Annotated in this window: 9 protein-coding genes; 8 read left to right on the top strand and 1 reads right to left on the bottom strand. The window is 65.3% G+C overall.

Annotation, left to right across the window (positions count from 1 at the left end):
• Positions 1-71 precede the first annotated feature (71 nt).
• The gene (locus HF885_RS09700; protein ID WP_170104726.1) at positions 72-1,382 is read right to left on the bottom strand and encodes an ATP-binding protein; all 1,311 of its coding nucleotides are present in this window, start codon (positions 1,380-1,382) and stop codon (positions 72-74) included.
• A gap of 336 nt (positions 1,383-1,718) precedes the next feature.
• On the opposite strand from HF885_RS09700, the gene HF885_RS09695 reads away from it, so the two are divergent.
• The 8 genes from HF885_RS09695 to HF885_RS09660 form a co-directional block, all read left to right on the top strand.
• Positions 1,719-2,114 carry a hypothetical protein gene (locus HF885_RS09695; protein ID WP_170104725.1) on the top strand — a complete coding sequence of 132 codons (396 nt, stop codon included), beginning with the start codon at positions 1,719-1,721 and terminating at the stop codon, positions 2,112-2,114.
• Between the two features lie 255 nt (positions 2,115-2,369).
• Positions 2,370-4,382: a glycosyltransferase gene (locus tag HF885_RS09690; RefSeq protein WP_170104724.1), complete on the top strand. Its 2,013-nt coding sequence runs from the start codon at positions 2,370-2,372 to the stop codon at positions 4,380-4,382.
• Between the two features lie 205 nt (positions 4,383-4,587).
• Entirely contained in the window at positions 4,588-5,322 is a 735-nt protein-coding gene (locus HF885_RS09685) for a hypothetical protein (RefSeq protein WP_235927408.1), read from the top strand.
• A 9-nt stretch (positions 5,323-5,331) separates the two neighbouring features.
• Positions 5,332-5,895 carry a TetR/AcrR family transcriptional regulator gene (locus HF885_RS09680; RefSeq protein WP_170104723.1) on the top strand — a complete coding sequence of 188 codons (564 nt, stop codon included), beginning with the start codon at positions 5,332-5,334 and terminating at the stop codon, positions 5,893-5,895.
• 166 nt (positions 5,896-6,061) lie between these two features.
• Complete coding sequence (locus tag HF885_RS09675; RefSeq protein WP_170104722.1) at positions 6,062-6,412, top strand: PadR family transcriptional regulator; 351 nt, start codon at positions 6,062-6,064, stop codon at positions 6,410-6,412.
• Positions 6,412-7,470, top strand: a complete 1,059-nt coding sequence (locus tag HF885_RS09670) for a permease prefix domain 1-containing protein (protein WP_170104721.1) — start codon at positions 6,412-6,414, stop codon at positions 7,468-7,470. The genes HF885_RS09675 and HF885_RS09670 overlap by 1 nt, the downstream gene beginning before the upstream one ends.
• A gap of 247 nt (positions 7,471-7,717) precedes the next feature.
• The gene (locus HF885_RS09665; RefSeq protein WP_170104720.1) at positions 7,718-10,630 is read left to right on the top strand and encodes an InlB B-repeat-containing protein; all 2,913 of its coding nucleotides are present in this window, start codon (positions 7,718-7,720) and stop codon (positions 10,628-10,630) included.
• Positions 10,631-11,190: 560 nt separating this feature from the next.
• Positions 11,191-15,375 (top strand): InlB B-repeat-containing protein (locus HF885_RS09660; RefSeq protein ID WP_235927407.1); only part of this gene is annotated, 4,185 nt, incomplete at its 3' end.

Raw genomic sequence — 15,375 nt, 5'->3', positions numbered from 1 at the left:
CTTGCATTTCTCTTGCACTTCTCTTTACGGTACGCCCATGGTAGCGCCGCGGCGCCTGCGACGCACGGGGCTCAGAAGCCGGGCTCGAGGCACATAGTCATGTACGTTGGCAGATAGCTGATGGCCCCGTCCCTCTCCACGTTTCCCTCGTGCAGCACTATGGCTCGCTCGATCCCATAGTTGCTTGTCCGCAGCGCCTTGGTGAGCGCGGTGTGGCGCTTGTAGCCCTTGCCTGACTTCACCTCTATCGGCACGACGCGGCTTCCCGTCTGCACCACGAAGTCGAGCTCCCCGATGCTGCGGTTCTTGAAGTACCACAGCCCAAGCCCGTGGCACGCAAGCTCCTGCGCGACGGCGTTCTCGTACAGCGCGCCAAAGTTGATGTCCTCGCGGCTGCTCAGCACGTCGCGCACCACGTCCATCCCGCACTGGTACGTGAGGATGCCCACGTCGGACGAGAAGAGCTTGAACTTGCTGGACTCGAGGTTCGTCGCAAGCGGGTAGCGCGGCTCCGTCACGTTGTATGCGGGCAGCGCCACGTTTGCATCGGTCAGCCACATGAAGTCGTTGTCGTAGCGGTCGAAGTGAGAGTCGCCCTCCACGTCGCGCACCACGAAGCGCTTGTCCTGGCGGCTGATTTCGCTCGGCATCAGGTCGAAGATGCGCCTTACCACGCGCGCCCGGTTGCCCGCGTACTTCGAGATGTCGTAGCGATACTGCCCTACGATTGCCTCCTGCAGCACGCGCACCTGGCTCACGTTGTCGGACGCGGCGAACGCCTGGACGGGGTCGGGCATGCCCCCGCAGATCAGGTAGCGGTGGAACAGCCCGGTCAGCCTCCGGTGGATGAACTCGTCGACGGGCCTCCCGTCCGCAAAGCAGCTCCGCACCTCGTCAAGTATGTCCTGGGAAACGCCATTTGCCCAGGCAAACTCCTCAAAGTCGAGCGGATACATCTTGACCGTGGAAAGATAGCCAACGGGCGCCGACGTCAGCCCCTTGAGCTCGACCCCAAGCATGGAGCCCGAGAGTACGTAGTCAAAGTCCTGGCGCTCCATCAGGAACTTGATTGCCGTGACGGCTTCCTTGCACTGCTGCACCTCGTCCAGGAAGACGACGGTCTTCCCGGGAACCATGGGGGCGTCCGCAAAGGCGGTCAGCCGCATGAACAGCTCGCGCGAGTTACTCGCGGTGGAAAGCGCCTCCGCCGCCGCGGGGTTCTCGTACAGGTTGATCTCGACGACGTTTTCCCAGTGGGTACGCGCAAACTCTCGCACGAGGTAGGTCTTCCCAACCTGGCGCGCACCCGTCACCAGGAGGGCCTGCTTCGTGCGATAGCGGTACCAATCCTCAAATTGGCCAAGCGCCTTCCTTCTGAGCATGTGTTCCTCCATGTGGTCTGACGGAGCAAATCTTACATTTATCGATTGTACCTGCGGTTTGTCAATTTGTGAGCTAAAAGTCTGGCTCGTTTTGTCAATCTGTAAACAAAAATTAAGGTGCGTATTGTCAATTTGCAAAACAAATAGCAGCTTCATTTTGTCAATCTGCAACACCTTGCAAGCTTTCAGCAAGGTGGGCCGCCCGTGGGTAACAGTCCCGCCTGGCCGCGTTGGCGCATGCGACCGCTCGCGCGGGGTTAGAATGCTTGCGCGCGACTTGGGCACGACGCGCGATGGCTTTGGCGATGGTTTCGGTCGTCTGCAGGGAGGCATTTGGTGGCACAGGGGAAGCGCACGGGCGAGAAGAGCCGGCGACGCGGCGGCAACGGCGCCGGGGACGCAAGGCAGCTGACCGCCGGCAGGGCGTCCGCGCTCGCGGCGCTGGAGCTTGCGCTTGGCCTTGCGTGCCCCGCGCTTGGCTGGGCGTACCTGCGCGTGGTGAGCGCGGCGGGCGGAGGCCCCACCGCCGGCGACACCCCCGCCTACGAGCTCCTGCTGCTCGGGTGGCTCGCGTGCGCCGTCGTCGGCTCCGTGCTGGGCGTCACCCTGCGGGGCGCCATGCGCCGCAACGTGGCATGGCGCATAGGGCGTGCGGTGTGCGTTGCGTTCCTGGCGCTGTTTGTGGCCATGGTCGTGGTCGTTCTCGTCTTCTTCACCACGTTCGCGGGGTAGTCCCGTACGGCGCCCTCGGACGCGCCATCGCGTCATGCCCTCAGTCACACCATCGCGCCGCGCCCCCAACCGCGCCATCGCGCCGCACGGAGTCGCGCGCGTTCCGTCCCGTACAGATACCTGCAAAAGTGTCGGAGCGGGTTTGCTGGGGTTTACTTTGGCCTGCCCGGGGAACAAGACTCACCGTCTTGGCAAAGTCTTGCGCTTGTCTGCACGCGGTCTCGCGTGCCTGCGCGCCGCAGAGGGGGAGTGGTGATGAGGATCCTGTTTGTGGTGGACCAGTACCTGCACTCCAACAACGGGACCACCATCACGGCGCGGCGGTTCGCGCGAGAGCTCATCGCGCGCGGTCACGAGGTGCGCGTGGCGTGCCAGGCGGACGCATCCGCGCCGAGTGATGCGCCCGCGCCGGGTGACGCACCCGCGCCGGGCAGCGCGGCGCCAGCCGACGCTGCCCCGGACGCGGACCCAACAGCCGCGGGCTGCGTGCGCGCGGACGACGGCGTCCTGGTGTACCCCCAGCCCGAGCTGCGCATTCCCGTGTTCCAGGGCCTCGTGGACCGGCAGGGCATGACGCTCGCGAGGGCGGACCGCGCGTCCATGGCCCGCGCGCTGGCGTGGTGCGACGTCGTCCACTTCTTCATGCCCTTCTCGCTCGAGCATACCGGCGTCCTCATGGCGCGGCAGCTGGGCGTGCCCGCGACGGCGGCGTTTCACGTGCAGCCGCAGAACCTGTCGAGCTCCGTGGGCCTGGGGCGCTCGCGCCGCTTCAATGACATGCTGTTCCGCGCGTTCGACTGGTCGCTCTACCGGCACGTGGATCACGTGCACTGCCCCAGCGACATGATCGCAAGCCAGCTGCGCGCGCACGGCTACGCCAACACGCTGCACGTCATCAGCAACGGGATCGAGGACTCGTTCGCCTACCGTCGCGAGCCAAAGCCCGCGCGGCTGGCGGGCAGGGTGGTCGTCACCATGGTCGGGCGCTACTCGCGCGAGAAGCGCCAGGACGTGGTGATCCGCGGTGTGGCTGCCTCGCGCCACCGCGAGAAGATCGTGCTGGTGCTTGCCGGACAGGGCCCCACGGAGCGCGAGCTCAGGCGGCTGGCGGCGCGGCTGGGCGTGGACGCGCGCTTTGGCTTCATGCCGCAGCCGCGGCTGCGCGGCGTGCTTGCGCAGACGGACGTGTACGTGCACGCGTCTGACATGGAGGCCGAGGCCATGAGCTGCATGGAGGCCTTCGCGACGGGGCTCGTGCCCATAATCGCAAACTCGCCGCTGTCTGCCACGCCGCAGTTTGCGCTGGACGACCGCTCGCTGTTTGCCGCCGGCGACCCGCAGGACCTCGCGCGCCACCTGGACTGGTGGATAGAGCACCCGCAGGAGCGCGAGCGCATGGGCCACGCGTACGCGCGGGAGGCGGAAGGCTACCGCATCGGCGTGTGCGTGGGGCGCTTCGAGCGCATGCTGCGGCGGGCCGTCGCCAACGCGCCCGCGCCGCGCGGCACGCTGCCGCCGGATTCCTCCCACGTGAGCGACGAGCGGCCCACGCACGTGGTCCGCATGCGCCACTGGGGAAGCTTCACCACGCCAGACGGGTATGACTACCTGCGCCTTGGCAGGGTGGCGACCGCCGGCTACTGGGCGTTTCGCGTGGTGCTGGACATCGCGGCGTGGCTCGTGACCGGGGTGGTCCTGGGCGTGCGCGTCCGTGGCCGCAAGAACCTCAAGGCCGTGCGCGGCGGCTTCGTGAGCGTGTCCAACCACGTGCAGACGCTCGACTGCGGCATGGCGCTGCGGGCGCTCCGCGGGCGCCGCGCGTACTTCGTGAGCCTGGAAGAGAACTTCGCGCTCGCGTGGGTGGGCGGCATCGTGCGGCTGGCGGGTGCCGTGCCCGTGCCGCGCCGCCCGCGGCAGTTTGTGCAGCAGGTCTGCGCGCTCACGCAGGCGCTGGGGCAAGGCAGCGTCGTGCACGTCTACCCGGAGGGCGCGCTGCTTCCGTACGCGGACTGCCTGCGCCCGTTTGCGACGGGCGCGTTCCACCTGGCCGTGCGCGCCGGCGTGCCCGTGGTGCCCATGGTCATCCGGCAAGCCCCGCGCTGCGGCCTGGGCAGGCTGCTCCACCGCCACCCGCGCCTCACACTCACGGTGCTTCCGCCGCTGTGGGCAGACCCAAGCCTGCCCCGCGCCCAGGCCGTGCCGGAGCTTGCGGACCGCTGCTGGCGTGTGATGGACCGCGCGCTGCGCCAGGGCGGAGACGGGCTCTAGCGCCGCCGCTGCCGCCGGTGCCGCTGCCGCCCGCACCCCCGTCGCACTCCCCGCCGCAAGTTTGTGCGCCACGTGTCGTTTCGCGTTTCTCTTTCGCATGCCTTGCGGATGCGGCGCCGTGTGCCCAATATGAACACCGTTCACATACAACGCAGCAAGCCCGCGCGGGCGAGAAGAGCCTGTGCGGCGGATGGGGGAGTCCACCATGAGTGATGCAAAGACCGCGGCTGCGGCCGCGTCCGCGAGCGCAGCGGAGCCGGCGCGCGATGCCATGCCCAGGCCCATGCGCATCGCGGAGAGCGCGTTCGACATCTGCTACCTGCTGTTCGATCTTGCGGCAGCGGTGACGTTCTTCTCGCTCGCGCACGGCCGCACCGTATTCGTGCTGTACGGCGTGCTCGCGCTGGTGCTTGGCGGCGGGGACGCGTTCCACCTGGTGTCGCGCGTTCAGATGCACCTGCGCGGCGTGCGCCCCAACACCACCGCCAGGCTCGGTCTTGGCACGGCGGTGGCATCGGTCACCATGACCGTGTTCTACGTCCTTCTCTACTTCATCTGGCTGCAGCTGTTCCCGGGTGTGGGCGTCTCGCCCGTGGTGGCGCCGCTCATCTTCGCCACGGCCGCGCTGCGCATCGCGCTCTGCCTCATGCCGCAGAACCAATGGCTGTCCGGCCGCGAGAACCTGCGCTGGTCCCTGTACCGCAACGTGCCGTTTGCCGTCACGGGCGTGCTGGTCATCGTGCTGTTTGCCACGTCTGGCAACGCCGGCGGCCTAGGCATGTGGCGCATGTGCATTGCCATCGCGCTCAGCTTTGGCTTCTACCTTCCGGTTGCCTTCCTGGCAAAGCGCGTGCCCGCGGTCGGTGCGCTCATGCTGCCCAAGACCGTCACGTACATGTGGATGATCTGCATGGGCCTGCAGCTGCTGCACCGTCTGTAGGGGCGCGCCATGAAGCCGCAGGCAACCTCAAGGAAGGCCATCCTGGCAGAGTGCCGCGCCATCGTGCGGCGGCAGGGCCTTTCTGGCATCAGCGTGCGTGGCGTGGCCGCGGCGGCGGGCGTCGCCACCGGCACGCTGTACCACTACTTTCCAGACAAGGGCGCGCTGCTCACGGCAGTCGTTGCAGATGTCTGGCGCGACGTGTTCAGCCAGGACGCCGCCCCGCGCGGCACCGCAGACTTCTGCCGGTACGTGGACGCCCTCTATCGCGGCGCGCGCGAGCGCCTTGCCGCCTATCCCGGCTTCGCTCAGGGCCACGGCCTGGAGCTTGTTGCCATGACCGGCCGGGAGGACGAGGGCCGTGCGCGCATGCAGGCGTTTCTGGACGGCGTGGGCAGCCAGCTGCAAGAGGCGCTTCGCCGCGACCCCCATGTGCGGCAGGGCGCGCTTGCGGGCGGCCTCACGCCGCAGGGGCTTGCGCGCCTCGTAACGCAGAGCCTGCTGGCCGGCCTCGTGCTGGGCCAGCCAACCTGCGATGACCTGCTCGCCGTGCTGCGCGCCGCCCTCTACTGACGCCTGTCAGACGCTCGCCGGACCATACGCGCCTTTTGCGCCACAAAGCGCGTCACGGCACGCACAAGCATGTTGCACGTACTACGTCAGGCGTAGTATCCTACCCACAGATGGATACTACGTCTGACGTATCATGTCACACGCGAAGGCACCGGGGGAGGCGCGCATGCCAACGGATGACCTGGACATAAGCAGCGACGTGATCAGGGGTTACATCGACCCCATGATCCTGCGCATCCTGCTGGACGGCCCCTCGTACGGCTACCAGATCTCAAAGCGAGTCTTGCAGATGTCTGGCGGCCTGTACGCCGTAAAGCAGACCACGCTGTACTCCGCGTTCGCGCGGATGGAAAGAAACGGCCTGGTCCAATCGTTTCCGCAGGTCGCGCAAAACGGCAAGCGCCGCACCTACTATCGTATAACCGCCGCCGGCATGGCCCACTTTCGGCAGAAGTGCCGCGAGTGGCAGCTCACCAAAGACGTCGTCGGCAGATTCCTGGAAGGCAGTGTCGAGTGATGGAAGACATCAGCAAGTACCTGGACAACCTGTTTGCGCAACTGCCCAACACCCCGGAGGCCCGCCACGCGCGCGAGGAGCTTGGTCAGATGATGGAAGACCGCTACGCGGAGCTCCGCGCAAAGGGCATGGGCGAGAAGGACGCGGCTTCCGCGGCGATAGCAGAGTTCGGGAGCTTGGAGGAGGTCCGCGAGTCGCTAGGCTTGGGCGAGCAGCCCACCGCGCCGCAGCCCGCCGCGGCGCAGCCCGCAACCCCGCAGCCCGCAACCCCGCAGCCCGCGGCGACGTCCGCCCAAGCGGCACAGGCGACGCCGCCGCGTCCACAGGGTGCTTCGGGTCCCGTGCCGCCCCACGTGGAGCAATCGCCGCAGCCGGGCGCTACCGGCCCAGACAAGCGTCACAACCACGGACGCCACGTACTTCTGGTCACGTGTATCGTTGCGGCGGCAGTCGTTGCCGCGTTCGCTGCGTGGAACGGGGTCTCTGCCGGCATACACGATGTGCTCGGCGGGGACGCGGCCGTCGGCACGGTCGCGTCGTCTGGCGCGGCGGGCAAGGTGGAGAAGGACGTGACCTCTGTCTTCGACGCCGTGGACGTGGACGCAGAGATGGCGGATATCGTGGTGCGCACGGGCGATTCCGCACACGTGAGCTGCACGGGCACGAAGGACTTCTCGTACGCGTGCCGCGTGAGGGGCGGCGTGCTTATCGTGACGCAGGAGGCAAGGCACGAGCACGTCAACAGCGCGGGCGGCAAGATCGTCGTGACCGTGCCGCGCGATGCGTCCCTCAAGCACGTGACGGCGGAGTCGGAGATGGGCGACGTGACCATAAGCGGCGTCCGTGCTACCACGACGGACCTCGAGGCGGAGATGGGCGACATCACGGTGACCGGCGGCGACCTTGCGGATGCGAGCCTTGACCTTAGCTGCGAGATGGGTGACGTGACGCTTAACGGCAAGGGCATGGGGTCCAGCTACACCTCCCATGGCGCCGCCCCTGGCGGCCGGTCCCTCAAGGCCACGTCGGAGATGGGCGACATCACCGTCGGCAACTAGGCGGCCCGGCAGAATACTGCCGGCTAGTCGACCCCTCTCGATTGGCGGCGGAAGGAGCGTCGACCGCCTCCGACAGGCGCCGGACTCGTGCATAGCCATTGTGATGCCCGTCTCCTGTCTGTAACAATCGCGCACTACCATCAAAGCGGGTTTCAGGATCATTTGGAAAGACAGAAGCTTCCTCGAAACCTCCGTTTCTAGCACTTGGACAATGTTCCCATTTGCAATGTCAAGGGAGTGCGATTCCATGGAGAAGAACGAGGACAGGCGCCCCGGCGCCAAGAGGGCAGGCGCGGTCTGGGCGGCCCTGGCGCTGTCCGCCGGGCTCGCGGCCGCGCCCACCGCGTCGCTCGCGGAGGAGGCGGGCGGCACCGCCGACGCGGGCGCGGGCGACGCCACGGCCGCCGCGCAGGGAGGCCAGGCCCAGGCGCAGCCGCAGGCAGGCGGCCAGCAGGGCGGCGCGACCCAGGCGCAGGCGAAGGCGCCCGCCGCGTCCTCGGACAGGGGCACGTACGAGAAGGCCGGGCTGCACCGGGTGACCGTCACCTACGTGGACGAGAAGGGCAGCCAGATCGCCCCGGCGCACCGCGAGGCGCTCGCGGACGGCGAGTCCTACGCGGTCGAGAGCCCCACCGTGGGCGGCTACGAGCTCGCGGACGCTTCGCAGGCGACGGTCTCCGGCACCGTCTCCAGGGGCTCGGGCGACGTCTCGGTCGTCGTGAGGTACCGCTCCACCCTCGTGACCTACACCGTGGTGCACGAGCGCCAGGTGGGTCCCAGGTCCAGCGAGTACCGCGTCTCGGAGTCCGAGACCCTCACCGCGCCCTCCGGCACCAGGGTCACCGCCGCGCCGAAGCAGTATGACAACTACACCTGCGCCACCGACGCCGAGGGCCGCACTGCGGAGGTCACGCCGGACGGGAAGACGACCATCGTAATAAGGTACGACGTGGTTGTGCCCACCTACGGCGTCTACTTCGTGACGAGGGGCTCCTACGTCGCGCCGCAGACCGGTGCCGTCGGGGACAGGGTCGCCACGCCGGCCAACCCAACGCGCGCGGGCTACTCCTTCGTCGGCTGGGACACGAACGGAGACGGGAAGGCCGACGCGCTGCCCGCCACCATCCTCGAACACGACGTGACGGCGACCGCGGTGTGGAAGCCCGAGACCGCCACCTACCTCGTGAAGTACTGGGGCGAGGACCAGGGCAAGGACGGCTCCTATCATCTGCTCAGGACCGACACCCTAACCGGGGAGACCGAGTCCGCGGTCCCCAAGGCCGAGGCGCTCGACACCGCCAAGGGCGGCGTGTACCAGTGGTACACGTACAAGGGCGAGGACCAGAACGTGACCGTCTCCGGCGACGGCACCACGGTGCTCAACGTCTACTACGACTGGAAGAGCGTTAAGCTTTACGTTAAGGCGCTTAAGGACGGCGCGAATAACACCTCGCAATGTCCGGATATCGTTGATCCGCTCATGACAAAGATGTATAGCCGCTACGTGTTGCCTGCGGAGTCCGTGGCGCTTGAGACGTACAAGAGTAACGGTGGAAAGCTCAAGAACTTCGACTATTGGCTGAACGTAATCGCAGATCTCAGAATGGCAGGAAGCATAGTCCCCGACCCCTCTGGGGTGTCGTTCGAGAACGACGGAAGCCTCTCCTGTTACGCCTTGGCCCGATTCACTGATAGCGACAAGTACACGCATTACAGCAGAAACATTAAGCAGAGCGTCGATGGAACAACCTATGTTCCTGCAGATAGGGTGGATGGCTCGAAATACACCACCTCGAATTACAACAGGAGGGATAGCTCTGGAAGCAGCACGCGCTACTCTCTGACATATGAGAGCAAGGGTTTCCGCCTTGTTGCCTGGAGGGTCTCGTCGAACGTTTGGGATGGAACGGACCCGAATGATATTTCCTGGTCGGATTGGCATGCCGTCACTGCTAGGGATGCGGATACCAACGGTCGTGTGACAACTGCAAGCTTGGACTTCAACAAGGCAAACGTCTTCGAGTTCAAGTACGACCGCATCCCCTACGACGTCACGTACTACTCAGACGGTCAGGTCGTAGACAAGAGGACTCAGCTGTTCGGGTCGACGATAGACGTATCCACGCCGGCGGGCCTCACCGCCCCCGAGGGCATGGTCTTTGGCGGATGGTACGCCAACCCCGACTTCTCGGGCGACCCTGTGACCTCGCTCACCATGCCAGAGGGTGGTACTCACCTCTACGCGCGCTGGAAGCGCCCGGACGTCCACGTGACGTTCGACTCCGCCGGCGGCACGCCGGTCGCCGCTCAGACCGTGGGGTGGGGCCGCAAGGCGACGGAGCCCGCCAAGCCTACCCGCGCGGGCTACGAGTTCGGCGGCTGGTACTACTTCGGCGGTCCTGGCGCCGCCGCGAAGCCCCGACTCCTGCGCGCCGCCGCGGCCCTAGGCACCCCGGCGCCGTTCCCGTTCGACCTCGAGCTCGAGGCCGACGCCCACCTGGTCGCGGCCTGGAGGTCCACGAACACCCCGACCACGTACACGGTGCGCCACGTGCTCGCGGACGGAACCGTGCTCTACGAGGAGACGCACCAGGGCACCGTCGGCCAGACCGTGAGCGCGCTCGCGCTCCCCAAGGGAGACGCGCGCAGGCGCGGACACGCCTACGCGAGCGCCTCGGGCGCCACGATCGACCTCGCCGCAGACGCCTCGAGGAACGTTGTCACCTTCACCTACTCCGACGACGCGACTCACCCCTACGTCGTGCACCTCTGGGACGCGGAGACGGGGCTGCCCGTCGCAGCGGACGTGGGCTTCGACTCCGTCGAGGCGCTCATGGACTACCTCGCGCCCAGGGTCGCCGGATACCACGTGCTCTTCGGGGGCCAGGGCTACCTGAGCGACCGCGAGGGCGGCCAGGAGCTCACCTTCTGGTACGAGAGGGACCCCGAGCCCGCCAGGCCCGGAACGACGGCGCCCGCCACGGCGGCGACGCTGAGGGTTGCCGCCGCGCCGGCCGCGAAGTCGGTCCCGCGCCACATGGCGAGGGCCGTCCCCGCGACGGGCGACCCGGCCTCTTCGGCCCTGCCAGCTGGCCTCGCGGCGTTCGGCGCGGCCGTCGCCGCCGCAGGAGCCAGGCTCCGCCGCAGGGAGGAGCGATAGCGCGAGTAATTAGATAGCTCCGTTAGCATCTCTCGAGAGTTTTACATCCCTCCCGCCCCAGCTTGGTCTGCGGCGGGAGGGATGTCGTTATGTTCTGACCTTATGTTTTGTAAAATTTGCGAGAGCACGATGCCTCCTGGTGCGTTGCGGTTACCTTTTCACGGCGCCCATGGCGATAGCTTCGCTTTATAAATCATGTGGTGGGAGACTGCAGGGCAATCGGGGCAAAGCGATGCATTGAAGCCTGCTGGCTACCCCTTACTAGCGAGATTAAAAAATGAAGGGCAATGTCGGCCCGTTCGTGATTGTTAGAACCATGCGAAGACGTCGATAGGGCATTGGCATGCAGCCAGGGCGCAAGTGAATCCTACCTGCTGACAATTCGTAAATTCCCGCTCACAAATGCGTTGGGACCACTTTCTGGTATATTCAGACTGTGTGAAAGAAGTCTTTATTGGAAGAGCACGTAGGCCTGACCCTGACTTCATGGCGTATTTCCATGCTCGGGGCAGAAGGGAAGCTCAATGCGAAAAAGAACGAGAAAGAGGCTAAGCATCGCCATGAGTGCAGTGCTTGTGTTCGGCACCTGCGTTCCCGGGGGAGGTGTTCAGGCACTGGCCGACGATGTCGCAGATCAGCCCGCGGCCTCGCAGGATGCCGCCGCGAAGAAGCAGGATAGCGATGAGGGTACGTCCTCGCAAGACGACGCAGCTCCCACGGGTGAGAAGAACCAGGATGCCTCAGGCGCCAAGTCTGTGTCGCGAAAGGACTCCGGCACTTCTCCGTCTACGCAAAGTAGTAAGTCTTCGGCGTCCGCCGTGACTGCACGGGCAAAAAAGACTGCGGCGGCAACTGCCAGCGCCGATCCTGCATCCCTGACCGCCGTGTACGTCGATGGCGCCAACGGCAACGACGCGAACGACGGTTCCTCGTATGACGGCAAGGCGGTTAAGACGCTTGCCAAGGCGCTTCAAATCCAGGCGGCAAACAAGTCCATCACCACGATCTACGTTAAGGGCAGCCTTTCGCTCTCCGCAACGGTCAGCATTCCCTCCGGCGTGACGCTCTCCGTCGCCTCCGAGGGCGCCACCATCAGCGGCAGCGGCAACAGCGTCGACGGCATCGTCCTCAAGAGCGGGTCAACCCTCACCGGCGCGGGAAAGCTCACGATGACGGGCTTCAAGACGGCGCTCACGTCCGAGAAGGGCTCCACCATCACCGACGGCACGTACGTGCTCAAGGACAACGCCGGGGCAAGCGGAACGCATGGGCTCTACCTTGCGGGGACCGTGAGGGGCACCAGCAGGGACAGGCTCACCATCACGGCCGACGACAAGAGCAACACCGACTTCTATGCGTCTGGCATCACCTTCGAGAACTGCACGGTCAGCGTGACCTCGCAGGCGCGCACCTGGTTCGACGCCTTCGACCTCAACCTCAAGGACGCCTCGCTCACGGTGAAGGGCTTCGGCCAGACGTTCTACGTGAACAAGCTGAACATGGACGGCTCCGACCTCACGATCAACCCGTCGTTCTACGGCGGAACGGGCATGACCATCCAGGGCTCCTCGAGCATCGTGAATTCCCACGTCACGACGAACGCGGGGTCCACCGCCGGAATCTCGGTCGGCGCCAAGGACGGAACCGTTAGCGTCACCAACTCGACACTCGAGTTCAACAACGGCGGCACCGGCGGCCTCAACGTCAACACGGGTACGGTCGTGCTCAGCAACTCCACCATCAAGGGCAACGGGGACAACGGCGGCGCCCTCTTCGGAGCGCAGTCAAACGGCTCCATCGTCTTCGGCGACAACTGCCTCGTCGAGACCCCCGCAAAGGGCAACGCGGACAACGGCGCCGGCCAGACGGGCAAGAACTTCGTCGTGACGGGCGGCTCCTATCTCGTGAAGTACGCCCCAAGCTACAACAGCAGCTACGGCAGCACCATCCCGACCAACGGCTCTGCGAACGGGGACGAGAAGCTCTCGCTCTTCACGCTGGCAGACGCATCGATGCAGCAGCTCAACCCGGTCAACGCAAACGGCGCCGCGTACTCCTACTCCGTCGTAAAGTCGTCGAGCGATGGCGAGAAGCACGTCTGGGTCCCCGCTGCCAAGGTGACGTTCAAGCTCAACGCCGACGATGCCGAGCAGAAGGTCGACGCCTCCTTTGCGGATGGCTCCACCGCCGACCAGACGTCCCTCGCGATGCGTGGCTACGCCCTCAAGGACGCAAAGTCCGTGGCGGGTGGTTCCGTTGCGCTTCCCACGGACCCGTTTGCGGCAGGCTACAAGTTCGTCGGCTGGTTCTACAACGACGCCAATGGAGAAGAGCAGCAGTTCTCCGACGCGGTGAAGGTCTCCTCGGACGTGTCGGTCTACGCCAAGTGGGAGAGCGACTCCTCGTCGTACGCGGTCAAGTATCACAACGGCGCTTCCCCTGACGTGACGTACCTCTCCACGTCGAGCGACCCCTCCCGTTCGCTCAAGGTCCTTTCTGCCGATGCCGTCACGAAGGCGAACCCCTCGTTTGCCGTCTCGGGAAAGATCTTCAAAGGTTGGAACACGAAGGCCGATGGCACGGGTGACGAGGTGACCGCGGGCAGCTCCCTCACCGTTTCCGCAGGCACCGACGTCGTCGACCTGTATGCCGTCTGGGAGGACCAGACGGTCACCGTGAGGTTCTCCGCAAACGGCGGCACCTTCTCCAAGGACAGCGTGTTCAAGAAGAATCCCGACGTGTTCGACATCTCCACCGACAAGAGCGGTGGGGAGGTTGCCACCGTAAAAAGCAGCCCGAAGGTGTCCGACAAGGAGACCCTCGACGGGCTCCTCAAGTCGCTGAGTGACGGCAAGGTGTCCGCGTCCACCGAGGGCGTCGCCAGCAGCACCGACACCGATACGAATGCGGCCTACACGGGTATCGCTACCTACAAGTACCACGTGCTCGCCAACAAGAAGGTCACTACTGGCTGGTGGGTCTTCACCGAGACGCATTACTATTACTGGTTCGAGGATCCTTCGGGCACCTCTAACGCCACATTCAAGGGCGGCGATGTCCTGAGCCATGACGTGACGTACTACCTCAAGTGGGATGACGACCCAGCGGTCGAGAGGGAGAGCGGCTCCTTCAGCCTGCCCTCCGACATCTGGAGCGGCAGCCAGGCCGACACCACTTCCATCAAGGAGGTCAAGACCGGCGAGAAGTTCGGCCTGACCGGCGCCATCGATGCCTCCGTCGTTACCGACCAGATGGATACGCTCGAGAAGAGCATCGCGGGCGGCCTTGACGACCTGTCCAAGATCTCCCTGTCGGACACCGCATCCACCTTCAGCGCCACTATCACCCTTCCCGACGGCGTCGTCGTGCCGGAGAAGCCCGAGGTCAACGTCACTGGCCTTGGCAATTGCTTCGAGGTCAAGCACGTCTCCGTCGGCGACCATCAGGTGACCGTGACCTTCGGCCTCAAGAGAAACTTCTCCAACTACCAGGAGCTTAGGGACGCGGTAAACTCCACGGGTGGCAGCGATGCCGTCTCGCCGGCACTGTTTAGGGTGAGCGCCGCCCGCGCCGCCCAGAACGACGGTGGCTCTTCTCGGCAGATCAAGAAGCCGATCACGGTAACGGTCGGGGGCCTTACGCTCGATGCTAAGAAGGTGACCAACGGAGACGAGCTCACGGCTACGGGCACGGTGTCCGGGAACTTCTCGTCCTATGCGGAGAACACGGTGTCCGGCAAGGTAAAGAGGTACGACTATCACTGGGACGGAAGCCAGATTGCTGCCGCAAAAGACCCCCGCGGGAACGACATCCAGCAGACGATCCTCGTGGTGAAGCCCGCCGAGCAGGAGATCCCCGCTGACATCCTCGTCGGCAAGGACACCGAGCACAACGGCGCGTACCCCATCCTTCCCGGCCAGACCATCGACTTCACCGGCGCCATCGACGCCTCCGTCGTGAAGAGCCAGATGAGCGGCATCGAGTCCCTCTTCCCCAACACGAAGGACTACGCCGGAATCGCGCTCAGCGACATGACCTCGTCGTTTACGGCGACCTTCACCGTCCCCAACGGGATGACCCTGCCAGAGGGCATCAGCAAGGATTCCGTCAAGCTTGATGGCTTTGCGGACACCTTCTTTGTGGACGGCGTCTCCGTGAGCGGTAAGACCGTAACGATCACGATGAAGCTGAAAGACGGCATCCAGAACTACGCGCAGCTCCAGGAGGCCGTCAACAATCTTGGCGACACGATGAGGGTCACGCTTCCCGGCGTGAAGGTCGCGGACGACTTCCCCGAGGGTAAGACCGCTACCGTCTCTGGCACGGTGGCGGGAACGTTCGACGCCCACGCCACGAAGACCGAGACCGGCACCACCAAGGTCTTCTCGTTCAGGTGGAACGGCGTCCAGACGAAAGACGGAATGGATGCGACGGCCAAATCCGTTGACGACGGGATCCTCTTCACGGTCGCGGCGGCCTCGCCTGTGGCGTCCAAGCTTCCGTCCGACATGCTGGTGGGCGACAACACAGAGCACGATTCGGTGATTGAGCTTCCCCAGGGCACCACGTTCGACCTGACGGGTGCCATCCTCGCGTCCTCGATAAAGGACCAGATGGAGAAGATCGAGGCGGCGTACCCCAAGACCAACCATGACGGCATCCTGCTTGACAACCTGCGCTTCTCGTTCGTCGCAACCTTTACGGCGCCAGACGGCGTGTCGCTTCCGGCCGGCCTCGACGCGAGC

Origin of the sequence: Parafannyhessea umbonata (assembly GCF_012844235.1) — a bacterium.
Taxonomy (GTDB): domain Bacteria; phylum Actinomycetota; class Coriobacteriia; order Coriobacteriales; family Atopobiaceae; genus Parafannyhessea.
The sequence above is the reverse complement of the archived record's forward strand: the minus strand, read 5'-3'. Positions and strand labels throughout refer to the sequence as shown.

What these genes read in the sequence shown, in the direction of transcription:
- HF885_RS09690 (WP_170104724.1), top strand. Translation starts at nt 2,370, where the DNA reads ATGAGGATCCTGTTTGTGGTGGACCAGTACCTGCACTCCAACAACGGG.
- HF885_RS09680 (WP_170104723.1), top strand. Translation starts at nt 5,332, where the DNA reads ATGAAGCCGCAGGCAACCTCAAGGAAGGCCATCCTGGCAGAGTGCCGC.
- HF885_RS09700 (WP_170104726.1), bottom strand. Translation starts at nt 1,382, where the DNA reads ATGCTCAGAAGGAAGGCGCTTGGCCAATTTGAGGATTGGTACCGCTAT.
- HF885_RS09665 (WP_170104720.1), top strand. Translation starts at nt 7,718, where the DNA reads ATGGAGAAGAACGAGGACAGGCGCCCCGGCGCCAAGAGGGCAGGCGCG.
- HF885_RS09675 (WP_170104722.1), top strand. Translation starts at nt 6,062, where the DNA reads ATGCCAACGGATGACCTGGACATAAGCAGCGACGTGATCAGGGGTTAC.
- HF885_RS09670 (WP_170104721.1), top strand. Translation starts at nt 6,412, where the DNA reads ATGGAAGACATCAGCAAGTACCTGGACAACCTGTTTGCGCAACTGCCC.
- HF885_RS09685 (WP_235927408.1), top strand. Translation starts at nt 4,588, where the DNA reads ATGAGTGATGCAAAGACCGCGGCTGCGGCCGCGTCCGCGAGCGCAGCG.